14 protein-coding genes and 1 pseudogene are annotated in these 16,884 nt (G+C 66.7%); 8 read left to right on the top strand and 7 right to left on the bottom strand.

The features are described 5' to 3' along the window. Window positions 1–24 precede the first annotated feature (24 nt). Window positions 25–1,686, bottom strand: a complete 1,662-nt coding sequence (locus tag ACO6D5_RS08165; RefSeq protein WP_315529237.1) for a Na/Pi symporter — start codon at window positions 1,684–1,686, stop codon at window positions 25–27. Window positions 1,687–1,861: 175 nt separating this feature from the next. On the opposite strand from ACO6D5_RS08165, the gene ACO6D5_RS08160 reads away from it, so the two are divergent. Continuing rightward, window positions 1,862–3,253: an L-serine ammonia-lyase gene (locus ACO6D5_RS08160; protein ID WP_485825088.1), complete on the top strand. Its 1,392-nt coding sequence runs from the start codon at window positions 1,862–1,864 to the stop codon at window positions 3,251–3,253. Window positions 3,254–3,337: 84 nt separating this feature from the next. On the opposite strand, the gene htpX is transcribed toward ACO6D5_RS08160, so the two are convergent. Next, a complete protein-coding gene (gene htpX, locus ACO6D5_RS08155) occupies window positions 3,338–4,219 on the bottom strand; it encodes a protease HtpX (protein WP_006225069.1) in 882 nt (293 codons plus the stop codon). A gap of 152 nt (window positions 4,220–4,371) precedes the next feature. On the opposite strand from htpX, the gene ACO6D5_RS08150 reads away from it, so the two are divergent. Further along, a complete protein-coding gene (locus ACO6D5_RS08150) occupies window positions 4,372–5,226 on the top strand; it encodes a DMT family transporter (protein ID WP_035213204.1) in 855 nt (284 codons plus the stop codon). 30 nt (window positions 5,227–5,256) lie between these two features. After that, a complete protein-coding gene (locus ACO6D5_RS08145) occupies window positions 5,257–6,108 on the top strand; it encodes a sulfurtransferase (RefSeq protein ID WP_485825087.1) in 852 nt (283 codons plus the stop codon). Window positions 6,109–6,195: 87 nt separating this feature from the next. On the opposite strand, the gene ACO6D5_RS08140 is transcribed toward ACO6D5_RS08145, so the two are convergent. Both ACO6D5_RS08140 and ACO6D5_RS08135 read right to left on the bottom strand, forming a co-directional pair. Further along, window positions 6,196–6,765 (bottom strand): phosphonate degradation HD-domain oxygenase, encoded by a 570-nt coding sequence (locus ACO6D5_RS08140; protein WP_006225066.1) that lies wholly within the window; start codon window positions 6,763–6,765, stop codon window positions 6,196–6,198. 52 nt (window positions 6,766–6,817) lie between these two features. Further along, the gene (locus tag ACO6D5_RS08135; protein ID WP_315529242.1) at window positions 6,818–7,681 is read right to left on the bottom strand and encodes a LysR substrate-binding domain-containing protein; all 864 of its coding nucleotides are present in this window, start codon (window positions 7,679–7,681) and stop codon (window positions 6,818–6,820) included. Window positions 7,682–7,952: 271 nt separating this feature from the next. Here ACO6D5_RS08135 and ACO6D5_RS08130 point away from each other — a divergent pair, with 271 nt between their 5' ends. The 5 genes from ACO6D5_RS08130 to ACO6D5_RS08110 all read left to right on the top strand — a co-directional run bounded on the left by ACO6D5_RS08130 (window position 7,953) and on the right by ACO6D5_RS08110 (window position 13,990). Then, on the top strand, window positions 7,953–8,984 hold the full coding sequence (locus tag ACO6D5_RS08130) for a putative 2-aminoethylphosphonate ABC transporter ATP-binding protein (RefSeq protein WP_485825086.1): 1,032 nt from the start codon (window positions 7,953–7,955) through the stop codon (window positions 8,982–8,984). Between the two features lie 49 nt (window positions 8,985–9,033). After that, window positions 9,034–10,764 (top strand): putative 2-aminoethylphosphonate ABC transporter permease subunit, encoded by a 1,731-nt coding sequence (locus ACO6D5_RS08125; RefSeq protein WP_485825118.1) that lies wholly within the window; start codon window positions 9,034–9,036, stop codon window positions 10,762–10,764. A 15-nt stretch (window positions 10,765–10,779) separates the two neighbouring features. Continuing rightward, window positions 10,780–11,610 (top strand): phosphonoacetaldehyde hydrolase, encoded by an 831-nt coding sequence (phnX, locus tag ACO6D5_RS08120; protein WP_315529244.1) that lies wholly within the window; start codon window positions 10,780–10,782, stop codon window positions 11,608–11,610. Between the two features lie 126 nt (window positions 11,611–11,736). Next, window positions 11,737–12,759, top strand: a complete 1,023-nt coding sequence (locus tag ACO6D5_RS08115; RefSeq protein ID WP_088590223.1) for a putative 2-aminoethylphosphonate ABC transporter substrate-binding protein — start codon at window positions 11,737–11,739, stop codon at window positions 12,757–12,759. A 103-nt stretch (window positions 12,760–12,862) separates the two neighbouring features. Further along, complete coding sequence (locus ACO6D5_RS08110; protein ID WP_315529245.1) at window positions 12,863–13,990, top strand: TIGR03364 family FAD-dependent oxidoreductase; 1,128 nt, start codon at window positions 12,863–12,865, stop codon at window positions 13,988–13,990. 93 nt (window positions 13,991–14,083) lie between these two features. On the opposite strand, the gene ACO6D5_RS08105 is transcribed toward ACO6D5_RS08110, so the two are convergent. The 3 genes and pseudogenes from ACO6D5_RS08105 to ACO6D5_RS08095 form a co-directional block, all read right to left on the bottom strand. After that, window positions 14,084–15,229: an aromatic ring-hydroxylating oxygenase subunit alpha gene (locus ACO6D5_RS08105; RefSeq protein ID WP_315135115.1), complete on the bottom strand. Its 1,146-nt coding sequence runs from the start codon at window positions 15,227–15,229 to the stop codon at window positions 14,084–14,086. Between the two features lie 294 nt (window positions 15,230–15,523). Continuing rightward, window positions 15,524–16,534, bottom strand: coding sequence for an acyltransferase (locus ACO6D5_RS08100; protein WP_485825085.1), 1,011 nt, complete (start codon window positions 16,532–16,534; stop codon window positions 15,524–15,526). A gap of 215 nt (window positions 16,535–16,749) precedes the next feature. Continuing rightward, window positions 16,750–16,884, bottom strand: a pseudogene (locus tag ACO6D5_RS08095) (tripartite tricarboxylate transporter substrate binding protein); the annotation flags it as partial.

The raw sequence follows: 16,884 nt of genomic DNA, 5'->3' as shown, positions 1-16,884 counted from the left end.
GTAGTGAGCGCGGCGTGGGGGCCATTAATTCCCGGCTTCCCGCAGGCGGCTGGGCAAGAGTTCGCCGTGGCGGGCCAGTAGCGGATAGGCCGCCGCTCCCACCAGGTGAGAGTTGATCCCCTTCATGTCGCGCAGGATGTCCAGGTACAGCGCGCCGACTTCGGCCGCATCCACCTGGCCGGCCTTGATCTTCTGCAGGTGCGTGTCCGCCGCCTGGGTTTCGATCGTGCGGAAGCGGGCTTTTTCCCCGGCCAGCGCGCGGGCCTGGCGCAGGTCGTCGTTGACGAAGAGCGCGGCCGCCTGGCGTTCATTGGCGATCAACTGGCCCAGGGTGTCGTCCAGGCTGGCGCGCTGCTCGGGCGAGAAGGTCCAGCCCTGCTTGCGCAACTTGGCCACGTGGCTGAGCAGGCCGTGGTGGGCGATGTCGCCCGCGTGGCCGATATTGCTGGTGAAGGCCAGGATATCGTCCATGCGCTGCACGTCGTCGCGCGTCATGTTTTCCTGGTCCAGCGTGGCCAGATACGTCGTGATGGCGTTTTCCAGCTTGTCCAGCGCGGCATCCAGCTGGCGTGCCTGCACCATGCGGTGACGGTTGTCGCGCTTGAAGCCGGCCCGGGCGTAGAGCAGCAGCGTTTGCACCATGTCGGCCATGCGCAGCGCCTCGCGGGCCGCGTTGCCCAGCGCCACGGCAGGCACATCGTGCGCCCATTCATCCAGATATTGGGGACGGGAAGGATCGTTCGGGTCGGCGCGTTTGGGCAGCCAGCGGGTGAGCAAGGCGGCGTAGGGCGTCAAGAGCGGCAGGAACACCAGGGCGATCACCGCATTGAACAGCGTGTGGAAGTTGGCGACGGCGCGCGCCGGGTCGCTGGCCATTTCGCTCATCAGCGGTTGCAGCACCGGCAGCAGCAGCAAGCCGGCCAGCACGCCCAGCACCCGGGTCAACAGGTTGCCCAGCGGCAGGCGGCGCGCGGCGGGGTCGTCGCCCGTCACGCCTTCGATCATCGGATTGATGGCGGTGCCCAGGTTGGCGCCCAGCACCAGCGCAAAGGCCACGTGGGGCGCGACCATGTGGTGGCTGGCCAGCGACATGACCAGCACGACGACCGCCACGCTGGAGTGCGCGGCCCAGGTGAAGGCGGCCGACAGCAGCACCGCGGCGACCGGCTGGGTGGCCAGGGCGTCCAGGATCATGCCCAGCATGGGGGCGGTCTGGAAGGGCTCGAACAGTTCGACCAGCTGGTGCAGAGACAGCAGCAGCAGCCCCAGGCCGATGAACACCCGGCCCAGGTCACGGGTGCGGCCGGGCGGATAACGGCGGAACATCCAAACGCCCGCCAGGATCAGGATCGGGGCGAGCGAGGTCAGGTCGAAGGACAGCAGCTGGACGATCAACGTGGTGCCGACGTTGGCGCCCAGCATGGCGGCCAGGGCCGGCACCAGGCCGACGACCCCGCCGGCGGCAAAGCCGGTGATCATCAGGCCGGTGGCTGTGCTGCTCTGCAAGGCGGCGGTAATGCCCAGGCCAGCGGCGAAGGCGCGCAGGCGGGTGCCCAGCGCCTTGCCCAGCGCCGCGCCCAGGGCGGCCCCGAAGGCGCGCTGGACGCCGGTTTGGACCATGTGCACGCCCCAAAGGAGCAATGCGACATAGCCGGCGAAGTCAAGCAGGGTAATAAGTCCAGACATCCAGGGGTGTTCCCGTTCTTTTTATGACAAGAAATAATTCTGTAATGATCGCATGCCTGACTTGGCGGGGAAACCCGTAGCCGTGATACAGCATACGCCCGGCGGGGCTTTGCTGCGCACGGCTGTGGCTACGCGTATCATTGCCTGACTATTCTTTGATGTATTGGAGTTCTGCGTGGCCGTTTCCGTATTCGATCTGTTCAAGATAGGCATTGGCCCGTCTAGCTCCCATACGGTGGGGCCGATGCGGGCCGCCTTGCTGTTCGCGCAAGGCCTGGAACGCGACGGCCTGATGCCGCGCGTGGCCAATGTCCGGGCCGAGCTCTACGGATCGCTGGGCGCCACGGGCAAAGGCCACGGCACCGACAAGGGCGTGCTGCTGGGCCTGATGGGCGAAGCCCCCGATACCGTCGATCCGGCCGCCATCGTCGGCATGGTCGCCTCCGTGCGCGCCAGCCGCCAATTGCCGCTGTTGGGCCGCTACCCGGTTCCCTTCGTGGAAAAAGAGCACATGGTGTTCTACCGTCGCGAGGCGATGGCCGAACACCCCAATGGCATGAAATTCCACGCGCTCGATGCCAATGGCGAGTCGCTGCGCGAGGCGCGCTACCTGTCGGTGGGCGGCGGTTTCGTGGTGACGGCCGGCGCGTCCAACAGCCAGGTCATCGCTGCACACAACCAATTGCCCTATCCCTTCCGCTCGGGCCGCGAACTGCTGACCATGTGCCGCGAAAGCGGGATGTCGGTGGCCCAGCTGATGATGCAGAACGAACTGACCTGGCGCGAAGCCGCGGAAACCAGCAGCGGCCTGGACCGCATCTGGCAAGTCATGCAGGACTGCGTGTCGCGCGGCTGCGGCATCAACTATCCGGAGGCCGACGGCGAATTGCCCGGCCCGCTGCGCGTGCGCCGGCGTGCGCCCGAGCTGTACCGCAACCTGACCCAGCGCGCCGAGCGCACGCTGTCCGATCCCTTGTCCGTGATGGACTGGGTCAACTTGTACGCCATGGCGGTCAACGAAGAGAACGCCGCCGGCGGCCGCGTGGTGACGGCGCCGACCAACGGCGCGGCGGGCATCATCCCGGCGGTGCTGCACTATTACGACCGCTTCGTGCCGGGCTCCAACCGCGAGGGCGTGCGGGAATTCCTGTTGACCGCCGCTGCGGTGGGGTTGCTGTACAAGTACAACGCGTCGCTGTCGGGCGCCGAAGTCGGCTGTCAGGGCGAGGTGGGCGTGGCGTGTTCGATGGCGGCCGGCGGCTTGGCTGCCGCGCTGGGCGGAACGGTGGAGCAGGTCGAGAACGCCGCCGAGATCGGCATGGAACACAACCTGGGCCTGACGTGCGACCCGGTGGGCGGTTTGGTGCAGATCCCCTGTATCGAGCGCAACGCCATGGCCTCCATCAAGGCCGTGAATGCGGCCCGGATGGCGCTGCGCGGCGACGGGCAGCACTATGTGTCGCTGGACTCGGTGATCAAGACCATGCGCGAAACCGGCGCCGACATGAAGACCAAGTACAAGGAAACGGCACGCGGCGGTCTGGCCGTGAACATCGTCGAGTGCTGATGCGCGGCGGATGCCGTCCATGAAAAAGCCCCTCCGTGGAGGGGCTTTTTGCCGCTTGGGCAAGGGGAGCAGGCCGGGGCCGGCTTAGATGACCCGCGCGTTTTGCAGGGCCGCGATGCGGGCCGGGATCGGCGGGTGCGAGGCGAACATGGCCGAGATGCCGCCGCGGCCGGTGATGCCCGAGGCCTCGAAGGACTTGGGCAGGTCGCCCGGTTCCAGGCCGCCCAGGCGGGCCAGGGCGCGGATCATGGGTTCGCGCGCGCCCATCAGGTGAGCCGAACCGGCGTCGGCGCGGTATTCGCGCTGGCGCGAGAACCAGGCCACGATGATCGAGGCCAGCACGCCGAAAATGATTTCACAGACCAGCACGGTGATGTAGTAGCCCGGGCCGATGCCGCGTTCGTTCTTGAACACGACGCGGTCGATGAAGTAGCCGACCACGCGGGCCAGGAACACGACGAACGTGTTCACCACGCCCTGGATGAGCGTCAGCGTGACCATGTCGCCGTTGGCGATGTGGGCCACTTCGTGCGCCAGCACGGCGGCGACTTCCTCTTCGCTCATGCTTTCCAGGAGGCCTGTCGACACCGCGACCAGCGAGTCGTTCTTGAACGCGCCGGTGGCGAACGCGTTGGGCGCGCCGTCATAGATGGCGACTTCCGGGCGGCCGATGCCGGCGCGGTCGGCCAGCTGGTGCACGGTGTCGACCAGCCAGGCTTCGCGCTGGTTGCGCGGGGCGTTCGGATCCAGCACCTGCGCGCCGGTGCTCCATTTGGCCATCGGCTTGCTGATCAGCAGCGAGATGATCGCGCCCGTGAAGCCCACGACGACCGAAAAGATCAGGAGGGCGTTGAGGTTCAGGCCGTTGGCGGTGATGTAGCGGTCTACGCCCAGGATGCGCAGCGTTGCCGACAGCACGAGCATGACGGCCAGGTTGGTGATGACGAACAAGACAATGCGTTTCATGTTTTTTGTGTTCCTCTGCGAGCGGGAAATACCCGGGTTCGACACTACGGCGGCCCGCCAGTTCCCCGACTGGCCGGCACCGCTCCCGGTGACGGAGAGTATAGTATCGCTTTCCCCTATTCCTCCCCACTTTTCCCTTAGCGCAGACCCCAATGCAGGCTCTCTGGATGTTGCTGGCGTCCGCCATGTTCGCCATCATGGGGTCGTTCGTGAAGCTCGGTACCGAGCACGGCGCCTCCCTCCCGCAGATCGTGCTGTTCCGCGGGCTGCCTTCGGTGATCCTGCTGCTGCTGTGGGCGCGCGCCGGCCGGCAATCCATCATCCCCACCAGCTGGAAGCTGCACCTGTGGCGCAATCTGTCCGGCGTCACGTCGATGTGGCTGGGCTTTTTCGCCATCTCGCACCTGCCGTTGGCCACCGCCACCAGCCTGAACTACACCGCGCCGCTTTTCATCGCCTGTTGGATGCTGGGCTGGGGCGGCGCGCAGCGCGACCCCGTGCGCATCGTGGCGGTGGCGCTGGGCTTTCTGGGCGTGATCGCCGTGCTGCGGCCCAGCATCAACGACGACCAATGGGTGGCCGCGGTCATGGGCATGGGCGCCGGGGCCATGTCGGCGATCGCCATGATGCAGATCCGCCAACTCGGCCGGATCGGCGAACCCGAATGGCGCACCGTGCTGTTCTTTTCCGTGGCAGTCTGCGTGTCCAGCGTGGCCGGGCTATGGTTCGAAGGCTGGGGCCAGGCCGATTGGCAGGGCTACGCGTCGCTGTTCGGCGTGGGTGTGGCCGGCATGTTCGGCCAGCTTGCCATGACCCGGGCTTTCGGCATGGGGTCCGCGCTGCTGACCGCGGCGCTGCAATACAGCACCATCATCTTCGCGGCCTTGCTGGGCATGGGCTTCTGGGGCGACCACCTGGACGGCGTGGCCTGGGCCGGCATGGGCTTGATCATTTCCGCGGGGCTGCTGTCGGTGTGGCGCACGATGCGCGACCCCAAGCCGGCCTGACCCGCGCCCCCTAGACCAGGAGCACACCGAATGACGATGACACTGATTTCCGCCGCCGATGTGGCCGCGCGCCTCGATACGCCCGACCTGCGGGTGTTCGACGTGCGCCATGACCTGACCAACCACGCGGCCGGCCGCCAGGCCTATGACGCCGGCCATATCCCCGGCGCCCGCTACCTGGACCACGAGACCGAACTGGCCGCGCCGCGCACCGGCAAGAACGGCCGCCATCCCTTGCCCTCGCGCGCCGAATTCGGCGCGCTGATGGCCGCGCACGGCGTGACGCCGCAGACGCTGGTCGTCGCCTACGACGCCAGCGGCGGCATGTATGGCGCGCATCTGTGGTGGATGCTGCGCTGGCTGGGCCACGACCGCGTGGCCGTGCTGGACGGCGGCTGGCAGGCCTGGGTGGCCGCCGGGCTGCCGACGACGACCGAGCCCGCAGCGCCCGTGCAGGCTGGAAAGCCCGTGGAGCCGGGCGCGTCGCTGGCGGGTGCCGTGGACGCCAGCGCCGTGCTGGCCAACATCGCCCAGCCGTCCTTCACCGTGATCGACGCGCGCGCCGCCAACCGCTACCGCGGCGAGGTCGAGCCCATGGACCCGGTGGCCGGGCACATTCCGGGCGCCTTGAACCGCCCCAACGGCGAAAACCTGCAAGCCGACGGCCGCTTCAAGAGCGCCGAACAGTTGCGCGCCGAATTCGCAAGCTTGCTGGATGGCCGCGACCCGGCATCCATCGTGCACCAGTGCGGCTCGGGCATCACCGCCTGCCACAACCTGCTGTCGATGGAGATCGCGGGCCTGGCGGGATCGCGCCTGTACCCGGGATCGTGGAGCGAGTGGTGCAGCGACCCGTCGCGCCCGGTGGCCAAGGGCGCCTGAGGCGGCCTACGCCCCTCTGACCAAGACCGCAAGCCAGGGCGATTGCCCTGGCTTTCTTCTTTGGCGCGCCTGGCTTGCTTGCCGCCGCTACCAGATCGCGGCCAGCTTCACCCGTCCCGAGACGCTTTCGGCGATTTCCAGGAAGTGGTCCAGGGGCGGTGTGGCCAGCCCCGGCACCTTGGCCATGTCGTCCCACCGCCTTAGACGAATCGCATCCGGCGCGCCCGGCATGCTGGCGAAATCCACCGCCTGGCCCGCATCGAAGCTGCCCCCCTGCAATGCCAGGCTGCGCTTCGAATCTTCCGAGAGCGACGCTTCATATTGCGGCTCCACGTAGCAGAGGTAGCGTTTGGCTTCCACGTGGAGCCGGATGGGATCCAGCACGGCCGAGCTGAACAGCCCGCGCAGGAACGGCAGCACGAAATACTGGTGCTTGTCGTCGATGCCGCGCAGCGTGGGCGTGCCCGGCCGGTCGGCGATCAGGTGGCCCAGATCGTGCAGCAGGCAGGCGGTGATCAATTGCGCGTTGGCGCCGTTTCGTTCGGCCAGCGCCGCCGTCTGCAGCGCATGCCGCAAATGGCTGACGGATTCGCCGTGATAGGAACGGTGTCCGCGCTCCAGGAAAATCTGCTCGATGTCTTGCAAGGTCAAGGCCATGGTTGTCTCCTGAGTGGCCGCAAGGGGGAGAGGCGGGCAGTGACCTTCACGGTCAGCCGGCTGCCGGCGCCATCTCCAGAAATCGCGCGATCAATTGCACCGGTTGGCGCTCGCGCAGGCAGTACAGGTATTCGTTCATCACGATGTCGGCGCCTTCGATGTCCAGCGCCGCCAGATCGGGATGCGAGGGGATTTCGCGCGACGGGATCAGGCTGATGCCGAGGTCGCACAGGATCGCTTGCCGGATCGACTCCCGGCTGCCGATCTCCAGGGTGCGCCGCACCGTGACGCCGGCCGCCGCCAGGGCGTCCTCGGTCAGTTGGCGCGTCATGGAGCCGGGCTCGCGCAGCAGCACCGCGTGATCGGCCAGGTCGGCCAGGCGAACCTGGTTGCGGCGCGCCAGCGGGTGGTCGCGGTGCGTCACCACGCGGATCGGGTCGGCCGCGATCATCCGACGGTACAGGTGCTTGTCATCCATCAGAAAAGATGACGTGGCAATCTCGATGCGGTAGTCGTGCAACGCTTGCAGCATCGACTGCGAATTGCCGATCGTGACGGTCAGGTCGATGCCGGGGTAGCGCTGGTTGTACCGGCGCACCGTATCCATGATGTAGAAGGGGCCGGTCGCGCCGATGCGCAGATTGCCCTCGCGCAGGTCGCTGGCGTCGCGCAGCCGGAAATCGATCTCGGTTTCCTGCTGGACCAGTTTTTCCACCATCGGCATCAGGCTATGGCCGGCATCTGACAGACGCATGCCGCGGCCCTGCCGGTGAAACAGCTCGACGCCGTACCGCGACTCCAGCTGGCGCAGTTGCCCCGTCACCGTGGGTTGGCTGACACCCAGCTGGGCGGCGGCCTTGGTGACGGTGCCGCAGCGAGCCACGGCGTAGAAGGATTTGAGTTCGGCGACAAGCACGATGGTGGGGGGCAGGAAAGGGACGCAATGCGCAAGACCGCCAGTACACCAAAATAATTTGATGTTTTTATTACTGCATTTGCGCGAAGTGTCATAAACACTCAATACACGGCTTCCATACTGCCTTCGTTCCCAGACCGGAGGCCCCATGCCCCAACCCAATAACGACCTTTTCCCCGCCGGGCCGCCCCAAGGGGAAAAAGCCCCCTCGGGGGGCAGCGAGCACCAGCATGGGGCGAAGCGTGGGGGCTTTCTGACAGTTCGAAATCTCGTGAAACGGTTCGGCAGCCATACGGCGCTGGCCGATGTTTCGCTGGATATCCGGGCAGGCGAGCTGGTGTGCCTGCTGGGCCCGTCCGGTTGCGGCAAGACGACCCTGCTGCGGGCCATCGCCGGCCTGGAGCGCCAGGACAGCGGCACCATCGTGCTGTCGGGCCGGGATATTTCCCATGCCGAGCCGCAAGAGCGCGACTACGGCATCCTGTTCCAGTCCTATGCGCTGTTTCCCAACCTGACCGTGGCCCAGAACGTGGCTTACGGCCTGAGCGGCAAGCGCGCCCACCGCAAGCACGTCGCCAACCGGGTCGAGGAAATGCTGACGCTGGTGGGGTTGGCCGGCGCCGCGGACAAATATCCGGGACAGATCTCCGGCGGACAGCAACAGCGCGTGGCCCTGGCGCGCGCGCTGGCGCCGTCGCCGTCGTTGCTGCTGCTGGACGAACCCATGTCCGCCCTGGACGCCCGGGTGCGCGAGCACCTGCGCATCGAGCTGCGCGCCTTGCAAAAGCGCCTGTCCATCACGACCTTGATGGTGACGCATGACCAGGAAGAGGCCATGGTGATGGCCGACCGCATCGCTGTCATGAACGGCGGTGTCATTGAACAGTACGGGACGCCGCGCGAACTCTACCGTCAGCCGGGGTCGGCCTTCATCGCCGATTTCGTGGGCGAGGCGAACTGGCTGCCGTTCGAGCGCATCGACGCCCATCGGGCACGCGTCGGCCGCCAGGAACTGGCCGTGGACGAAGCGCTGGGCGGCCAGTCGGGCAAGCTGTTCGTGCGTCCCGAAGCGGTGCGCGTCAGCATGGCGCGTCCGGAAGAACCGAATTCGATGCTTGCCGACGTGCTGGACGGCGTGTTCCTGGGCCGTGGCTACCGCTTGGCGTTGCGCCTGGAGGGGGTGCCCGGTTCCACCGTGCACTCCATCGTGTCCCCAGAAATCGGAGACGCCCTGCTGGGCCCTCACGCTGCCAGCCGTTGCTGGGTGGAGCTGCCGCGCCATGCGATTCGCGCCTACGCTTGATTCCGCCATGACTGGATCTTCCGCCGCCGAAACGGCCGCCTCGGCCGCCATGCCCGCATCCCCCGCCGTGCCCGCGGTCGTCCTGGGCCGCCGCCCCTTGCCCGGCTGGATCGGGGCGCTGGGCCTGACCGCGGGGCAGGGCGCGCTGGTGCTGTTCCTGGTGCTGTTCCTGGCGTTGCCATTGGCCGCGATCCTGGTCAAATCCGTCACCGACAGCGACGGCGCCTGGGCCGGCCTGTCGGTCGTGACCGGCATCATCGGCGCGGACGGCTTTCTTTCCATGGTCGGGCGCAGCCTGATGGTCGGTATCGTCACGATGCTGCTGGTGGTGCCGTGCGCCTACGGTTTCGCGTATGGCCTGACCCGCACGCGGCTGCCGGGCAAGGGCGTGCTGCGCACCATCGCGCTGCTGCCGCTGCTGGCGCCTTCGCTCCTGCCCGGCATCGCGCTGGTCTATCTGCTGGGCAACCAGGGCCTGCTCAAGGGCCTGACGGGGGGCGCCACCATTTACGGGTTTTGGGGCATCGTCGTGGGCGAGGCCTTCTACACCTTCCCGCACGCGCTGATGATCCTGCTGACCGGCCTGACGCTGGCCGACGGCCGCCTGTATGACGCCGCGCGGGCGATGGGCGCCGGCCCGTGGCGCACGTTCCTGACCGTGACGCTGCCCGGCACGCGCTATGCCGTGTTCTCGGCCTGCTGCGTGGTGTTCACCCTCACCGTGACCGATTTCGGCGTGCCCAAGGTGGTGGGCGGCGACTACAACGTGCTGGCCATGGAAGCCTATAAGGCGGTGGTCGGCCAGCAGAACTTCCCCAAAGGCGCGGCCATCGGCATCCTGCTGCTGTTGCCCGCGTTGCTGACCTTCGTGCTGGACCGCCGGCTGCGCGCCCGCCAAGGCGCCCAGATGAGCGGCCGGGCCCAACCTTATGTCTCGGGCGTGAATGGCCGGCGCGATGCCGCCTTCCTGGCGCTGGCCGGCGTGTTGGCCGCCTTCCTGCTGCTGATCATCGGCGTGGCCGTCTGGGCGTCGTTCGTGAAGATGTGGCCGTACAACCTGTCCATGTCGTTGCGTTCCTACGATTTCGACAACATGGACGGCGGGGGCTGGCTGGCCTGGCGCAATAGCTTGCAGCTGGCGTTCTGCACGGCCGTGATCGGCACGGCGGTGGTGTTCGTCGGCGCCTGGATGATGGAGAAGGTGCCCGCGCGCGGCTCGGTGGCGCGCGGCCTGCGCGGCGCCGTCAGCATGCTGGCGCTGATGCCGATGGCCGTTCCGGGACTGGTGCTGGGCCTGGGCTACATCTTCTTCTTCAACAGCCTGCTGAACCCGCTGAACGTGTTGTACGGCACGATGCCGTTGCTGATCCTGTGCACGGTCGTCCACTTCTACACCAGCGCGCACCTGACGGCGGCGACCGCGCTCAACGCGCTGGATCCGGAGTTCGAAGCCGCCTCGGCGTCGTTGAAGGTGCCGCGCATGACGACGTTCCTGCGCGTGACCTTGCCGATGTGCCTGCCGGCGGCGCTGGACGTTGCGCGCTATCTGTTCGTTTCCGCCATGACGACCGTGTCGGCCGTGGTGTTCCTGTACAGCCCGTCCACGGTGCTGGCCGCCGTCGCCGTGCTGAACATGGACGACGCCGGCTTCATCGGTCCGGCCGCCGCCATGTGCACGGTGATCATGGCCAGTTCGGCCGTCGCGGCCCTGGTGCTGCACCTGGCCAGCCGCGCGCTGGTGGCGCGCAGCCAGGCCTGGCGCCGCCCCGTGGCTTCTTGACCGCTTATTCTTAGGATGACCCTCATGACTGTTTCCCCTTTGCCCGTTCAACTGGAAGCCGTGATCTTCGACTGGGCCGGCACGCTGGTCGACTTCGGATCGTTCGCGCCCACCAAGGTGTTCGTGGATGCGTTCTCGCAGTTCGGCATGGACGTGTCGTTGAAAGAGGCCCGCGGCCCGATGGGCATGGGCAAGTGGGACCACATCCGCGCCCTGTGCGACCAGCCCGCCATCGCCAGCCAGTACCAGGCCCAGTTCGGCCGCCTGCCGACCGATGACGACGTGACCGCCATCTATGAACGCTTTTTGCCGATGCAGCTGGAAAAGGTCGCACAGTATTCGGCGGCCATCCCCGGCGCGGCCGAACTGCTGCGCGCGCTGCGCCAGCACGGCCTGAAGATCGGATCCTGCTCGGGCTACCCGGGCAGCGTCATGCGTCGCGTCGTCGAGCGCGCCGCCTCCGAAGGCCTGGAGCCCGATTGCATCGTGGCCAGCGACGACGTGCCGCGCGCGCGCCCGGCGCCGGCGATGGCGCTGAAGAACGTCGTGGAACTGGGCCTGTCGGACGTCGCAGGCTGCATCAAGGTTGACGACACCTCGCCCGGCATCGAAGAAGGCCGCCGTGCCGGCATGTGGACGGTGGGGCTGCTCTTGTCGGGCAACGCCGCCGGCCTGACGCTGGACGAATACCTGAGCCTGGACGAAGCGGGGCGCGACAAGGCGCGCGCCGAGGCGACTCGCGAACTCTCGACCGCCGCCCCGCATTACCTGATCGACACGGTGGCCGACCTGCCGGCCGTCGTGACCGATGTCGAAGCCCGTCTGGCGCGAGGCGAACGGCCCTGAACTAGACCCCGACCGACCGGCGCCGCCGGCCGCATTCCTCTCTTACACACCGCGTACCGCAGCCGGCAGCCGTCGGCCGCGGGGGCGACCCTCACCCTTTTTTTCCGCTCATCCACGGAGTTCTTCATGAATCGCTACAAGCTGCTTGCACTGGCCGCCGCCCTGACGGGCGTGATGGGCGCCGCCTCCGCCGAGACCACGCTGACGGTCTACACCGCGCTCGAAGCCGACCAGATCAAGGTCTACCAGGCCGCGTTCGAGCGCGCCAATCCCGACATCAAGATCCAGTGGGTCCGCGACTCCACCGGCATCATCGCCGCCAAGCTGCTGGCTGAAAAAAGCAACCCCAAGGCCGACGTGATCTGGGGCCTGGCCGGCACGGCGCTGGGTCTGATGGACAAGGAAGGCATGCTGCAACCCTACGCCCCCAAGGGCCTGGACCAGATCGCCGCGAACATGCGCGACGCCAAGGCCGAGCCGTCGTGGGTCGGCATGGACGGCTACGCCGCTGCCATCTGCTTCAACACCATCGAAGCCGAAAAGCAGAAGCTGCCCAAGCCCACGTCGTGGGAAGACCTGACCAAGCCGGTCTACGCCGGCAAGATCGTCATGCCGAACCCGGCCTCCTCGGGCACGGGCTTCCTGGATGTCAGCGCGTGGCTGCAGATCTTCGGTGAAGAGAAGGGCTGGGCCTACATGGACGCCCTGCACAAGAACATCGGTTCGTACACGCACTCGGGTTCGAAGCCTTGCAACATGGCTGCCGCGGGCGAGTTCCCGATCGGCGTGTCCTTCGACTACCGCGCCGCCAAGCTGAAGGCCGACGGCGCGCCGGTCGAAGCCGTGTTCCCGTCGGAAGGCCTGGGCTGGGAAGTCGAAGCCACCGCCATCATGAAGGGCACGAAGAACCTGGAAGCCGCCCGCAAGCTGGCCGACTTCTCCGCCAGCCGCGAGGCCAACGAGTTGTACAAGGCCAACTTCGCGGTGCTGGCGATCCCGTCCATCGCCACGGTCAACCCCAACCTGCCGGCCGACCTGACCAAGCGCATGATCAAGAACGACTTCGTGTGGGCCGCCACGAACCGCGAACGCATCATCGCCGAATGGACCAAGCGCTACGACGGCAAGTCCGAGCCGAAGAAGAAGTAAGCGTCCGCCAATGCGGCAGCGCGGTTCGCCCCGCGCCGCCGCCCGCCGGGAAGCGCCGCGGCGCGGCGGCTTCCCCCGCTATTCCTCTAGCAATGTTCCTGAGATGAAAACTTACGACGTAATCGTGGTGGGCGCAGGGATGCTCGGCATCGCGCACGCCTGGGCAGCCGCCAAGCGCGGCTTGTCGGTGGCCGTGATCGAACGCAGCCGCCAGGCGCACGGCGCCACGATCCGCAACTTCGGCCAGGTCATCGTGACCGGCCAGCCGCCCGGCATGATGCTGTCGCATGCGCAGCAGGCCCGCGAACTGTGGCTGGATCTGGCCGCCAAGGCCGGCTTCCATGTGCGCGCCAACGGCGCCCTCGTGCTGGCCCGCAATGCCGATGAGGCCACCGTGCTGCAGGAGTTTGCGGACACCCGCCTGAAGCAGGAAGGCTATCGCGCGGACCTGCTGTCCGCCCGCGACGTGGCCGGCCTGTACGATGGCCAATTGGCGCACCACTGCATGGGGCTGCGCGGCCACGACGACTTGCAGATCTACTCCCGCGAGGCCCTGCCTGCGATCACGCGCTATCTGGCTGAAGCCCTGGGCGTGACCTTCATCACCGGCACGCTCGCGCGCGCGGTGGAAAACGGCCTGGTCGGCACGACCGCCGGCGACTTTCAGGGCAAGCACGTCTTTGTGTGCCCCGGCCACGACTACCTGACGCTGTTGCCTGAACGCTTCGCGCCCCTGAATCTGGAAATCACCCGGCTGCAGATGCTGCGCGCGGCGTTCGAGACGAACCCCGTCGCGCTGGACCGCCCATTGCTGACGGGCTTGTCCTGCGTGCATTACGGCGCCTTCTCGGATCTGCCGTCGGCGCATGCCCTGCGCGACGTGATCCAGGCGCGCACGCCGATGCTGCTGGAAAACGGCATCCACCTGCTGATCAGCCCCACGCCTTATGGCGAACTGATCATCGGGGATTCGCACCGCTATGGCCAGGATGCGTTCCCGTTCAATGACGAGGCGGTCGACAACGCCATGCTGGACCTGGCGTCGCAGGCGCTGGGAGCGCGCCTGCGCGTGGTGGAGCGCTGGCAGGGCGTGTACGGCGCCCACGGCCCGGCGCCGTTCTCGGTGATGCCGGTGGACGCGGCCACGACCGTGGCGGTCATGCACTCCGGCGTCGGCATGACGGTGGGGCTGGCCATCGGCGAACGCACGGTGGCAGGCGCGATCGGGTAATGGCGCGCTTCGCGCCGCGCAATGAAAAGGGCCTCGCGATGCGCGAGGCCCTTGTTCCGATTGCGGCAAGCCCTGTGTGGGCAGGGCCTGCGTTCACACGTCTTGCATGATGCGCCGGTACCACTCGTGGAAATGCTGCATGCCGTCTTCCATCGGCGACTGGTAGGGGCCGGCCTCGTTCACGCCGCGCAGCATCAGGGCTTTGCGGCCTGCGTCCATGCGTTCGGCGATCTCATCGTCTTCGATGGCCGTCTCCATGTAGGCGGCGCGCTGCGCCTCGACGAATTCGCGTTCGAACGCCGAGATTTCCTCGGGGTAGTAGAACTCGACGACGTTGATCGTTTCCTGCGGGCTCTTCGGATACAGCGTCGACAACACCAGCACGTGCGGATAGAGCTCGATCATGTGGGTCGGGAAATACGTGACCCACACGGCGCCGAAATCCGGCGCGTCGCCGTCGCGGAACGACAGCAGGCGGTCGTGCCACTGCTTGTACACGTCCGAACCCGGTTGCGCCAGCGCATTGTGCACGCCGACCTTCTGCAGGCTGTACCAGTCGTTGAATTCCCAGGTCAGGTCGTCGCAGGTGACGAAGCGGCCCAAGCCGGGGTGGAACGGACCGACGTGGTAATCCTCAAGATAGACCTCGATGAAGGTCTTCCAGTTGTAGTTGCACTGATGCACTTCGACATGGTCGAGCACGTAGTCGCCGAAGTTGAACTCGGGGCGAGAGAACAGCGGGGCCATGTCGGAGGCCGGATCGCGCGGGCCTTCGAACAGCAGGCCGTGGCAATCGCGCAGCCGGAACTTCTGCAGGTTCATGCAGGGCGTGGTCTCGAACTGCGGCGCGCCCAACAACTCGCCCTGGTTGTTGTACGTCCAGCGGTGCAGCGGGCAGACGATGTTGCCGCCGGTGGCTTTCAGATTGCCTTGGGAATTGCAGTTGCCGGCCACATTGCCGGCCTCGCCGCCCAGCATCAACGCCTGGCGGTGACGGCAGACATTTGAGATGAGTTCAACGCCTTGCTGATTGCGAACCAGCACGCGCCCTGCGTTTTCCTGAACCAACGTACGCCAATCCCCGATCTCGGGCACCAATTTCTGGTGGCCGACGTACTGCGAGGATTGCTTGAAAATGAGTTCTTGCTCGCGGGCAAAGAGGGCTTCGTCAAAATAAGCACTGACGGGTAGCTGGGTGCGAGCTGGCACGACATGTGCCATCCGACCGATGTCGGTCATGATTCCCTCCGCTCGGATAAAAAAGCCAGGACGGTTTGAGCTCTGCCAAGCGCTTTTGTTTCAAGCCCAGCGATTTTGCGAACTGCTTGTGCAAACGCTTGAGCTCAACAGTCGAGCTTGGCTAAATCCGTGCTGGCGCGAAGAAAAATCGGTGTCTGGCCGATCAAATAAGCCGTGAATTGTACCCCAAGGGATTCCCCTACGCCCGTGAAGATCCGTGAAGCTTGGTGAAGTTGTGGAGGGGCATGTTTGGCCGGGTGCCAAACCCGATTAACCCTTCGCGGCGTAGGTCTTTCAGACGAGCCGGCGGGTCGCCGGATGACGCCTGAGCAGCCAACTGCTGGCGGCCGACAGGGCGAATACGGCGAGGGTGAGCAGCGGCACGGTCCAGGCGTCGCGATCGCCGCCCGTGAACGCGCCGGCGCGGCGCGCCACGTCCAGGAACACGGGGTGGATCAGATACACGCCGAACGTCAGCGGCGCCAGCGCGGCCAGCCGTGGCAGCCGCGGCGAGGACACGATCCACTGGAAGGCGGCCAGCGACATGAATGGCACCGTCAGGCTGAAGTAGTCGTAGAAATAGGTGTCCAGCGTGTGGCCGTTGGACATGGCCGTCACGCCCAGCGCGGTGACGGCCACGCTGGCCGCCAGCATCAGGCCCGGCCGGGGGATACGCATTTCTCCGTCGAAAATCAGGCGGCCCGCCACGAAGTAGCCCAGATAGGGCAGGAACCAAGTCAGGAAGAAGCCGTGCGGCGCGCCGAGCGCGCGGCGATACAGCGCGTCCAGGATCGCCACCCCCAGGATGCCCACGACCCAGAGCGACCTGCCGCGGGGCGTGCTGCGCGCATACAGCATGCGGGCCAGGGGGGCGAACAGGTACAGCCCCACGATCATGTACAGGTACCACAGGTGATAGTACGGCTCGCCCTGGACGACCTTGCGCGGCCAGAAGGAAACGTCGACGCGCCCGCCGTCCCACCAGTCCAGCCCCGTGCGCCACGTCAGGTAGAACAGGGTCCAGAACACCAGCGGCGCGCAGATGCGCGCCATGCGGCGGCTGTAGAACTTGAGGGCGTCCTGGGGCTTGCCGGGATCCAGCAGCAATGCGCCGCTGACCATGACGAAGACGGGCACGCACCAGCGCGCCGCCGAGTCGTAGAGATTGGCGGCCAGCCAGGCGCCGCCGCCATACGCGGCCGGGTCGCTGACGATCAGCGCCGCGCTGTGCAGCAGGACGACGGCCACGGCGGCCAGCCAGCGGGCGGCGTCCAGGCGGGCGTATCGGTCTTCGGTATCAGGCATCCGGGCTCCCGCTGGTGAATCCTCTTCACCTTAGCAGCGGCAAGTGCCCGCTTTCTGTATCCAGCGGTTAGGCAAGGCGTAAAAAACCGACAGGACCCGGATGGGCGCTGTCGGGGGAAAGGGCGGTGGGCCGAGTGGCCTGCCGCCGTTTCGCGGGCCGGCAAGACCGCGAACGATTTGTCACTAAACCGTTGGCGCGGGAGCCGCGCGTGCGCTTATTGCAGGACGATGTTGGCCCGCTTGATCAGTTGCGAGACGATCGGCTGTTCGGTCTTGACCTGCTTGTCCAGTTCGGCCGCGGTGCCCGAACGCGGGTCGATGCCCATGTCCAGCATGCGCTTCTTCACGGC

This window comes from Achromobacter sp., assembly GCF_057314935.1.
The sequence above is the reverse complement of the archived record's forward strand: the minus strand, read 5'-3'. Positions and strand labels throughout refer to the sequence as shown.

What these genes read in the sequence shown, in the direction of transcription:
- ACO6D5_RS08165 (WP_315529237.1), bottom strand. Translation starts at nt 1,686, where the DNA reads ATGTCTGGACTTATTACCCTGCTTGACTTCGCCGGCTATGTCGCATTG.
- htpX (WP_006225069.1), bottom strand. Translation starts at nt 4,219, where the DNA reads ATGAAACGCATTGTCTTGTTCGTCATCACCAACCTGGCCGTCATGCTC.
- ACO6D5_RS08150 (WP_035213204.1), top strand. Translation starts at nt 4,372, where the DNA reads ATGCAGGCTCTCTGGATGTTGCTGGCGTCCGCCATGTTCGCCATCATG.
- ACO6D5_RS08145 (WP_485825087.1), top strand. Translation starts at nt 5,257, where the DNA reads ATGACGATGACACTGATTTCCGCCGCCGATGTGGCCGCGCGCCTCGAT.
- ACO6D5_RS08140 (WP_006225066.1), bottom strand. Translation starts at nt 6,765, where the DNA reads ATGGCCTTGACCTTGCAAGACATCGAGCAGATTTTCCTGGAGCGCGGA.
- ACO6D5_RS08125 (WP_485825118.1), top strand. Translation starts at nt 9,034, where the DNA reads ATGCCCGCATCCCCCGCCGTGCCCGCGGTCGTCCTGGGCCGCCGCCCC.
- phnX (WP_315529244.1), top strand. Translation starts at nt 10,780, where the DNA reads ATGACCCTCATGACTGTTTCCCCTTTGCCCGTTCAACTGGAAGCCGTG.
- ACO6D5_RS08115 (WP_088590223.1), top strand. Translation starts at nt 11,737, where the DNA reads ATGAATCGCTACAAGCTGCTTGCACTGGCCGCCGCCCTGACGGGCGTG.
- ACO6D5_RS08110 (WP_315529245.1), top strand. Translation starts at nt 12,863, where the DNA reads ATGAAAACTTACGACGTAATCGTGGTGGGCGCAGGGATGCTCGGCATC.
- ACO6D5_RS08105 (WP_315135115.1), bottom strand. Translation starts at nt 15,229, where the DNA reads ATGACCGACATCGGTCGGATGGCACATGTCGTGCCAGCTCGCACCCAG.
- ACO6D5_RS08100 (WP_485825085.1), bottom strand. Translation starts at nt 16,534, where the DNA reads ATGCCTGATACCGAAGACCGATACGCCCGCCTGGACGCCGCCCGCTGG.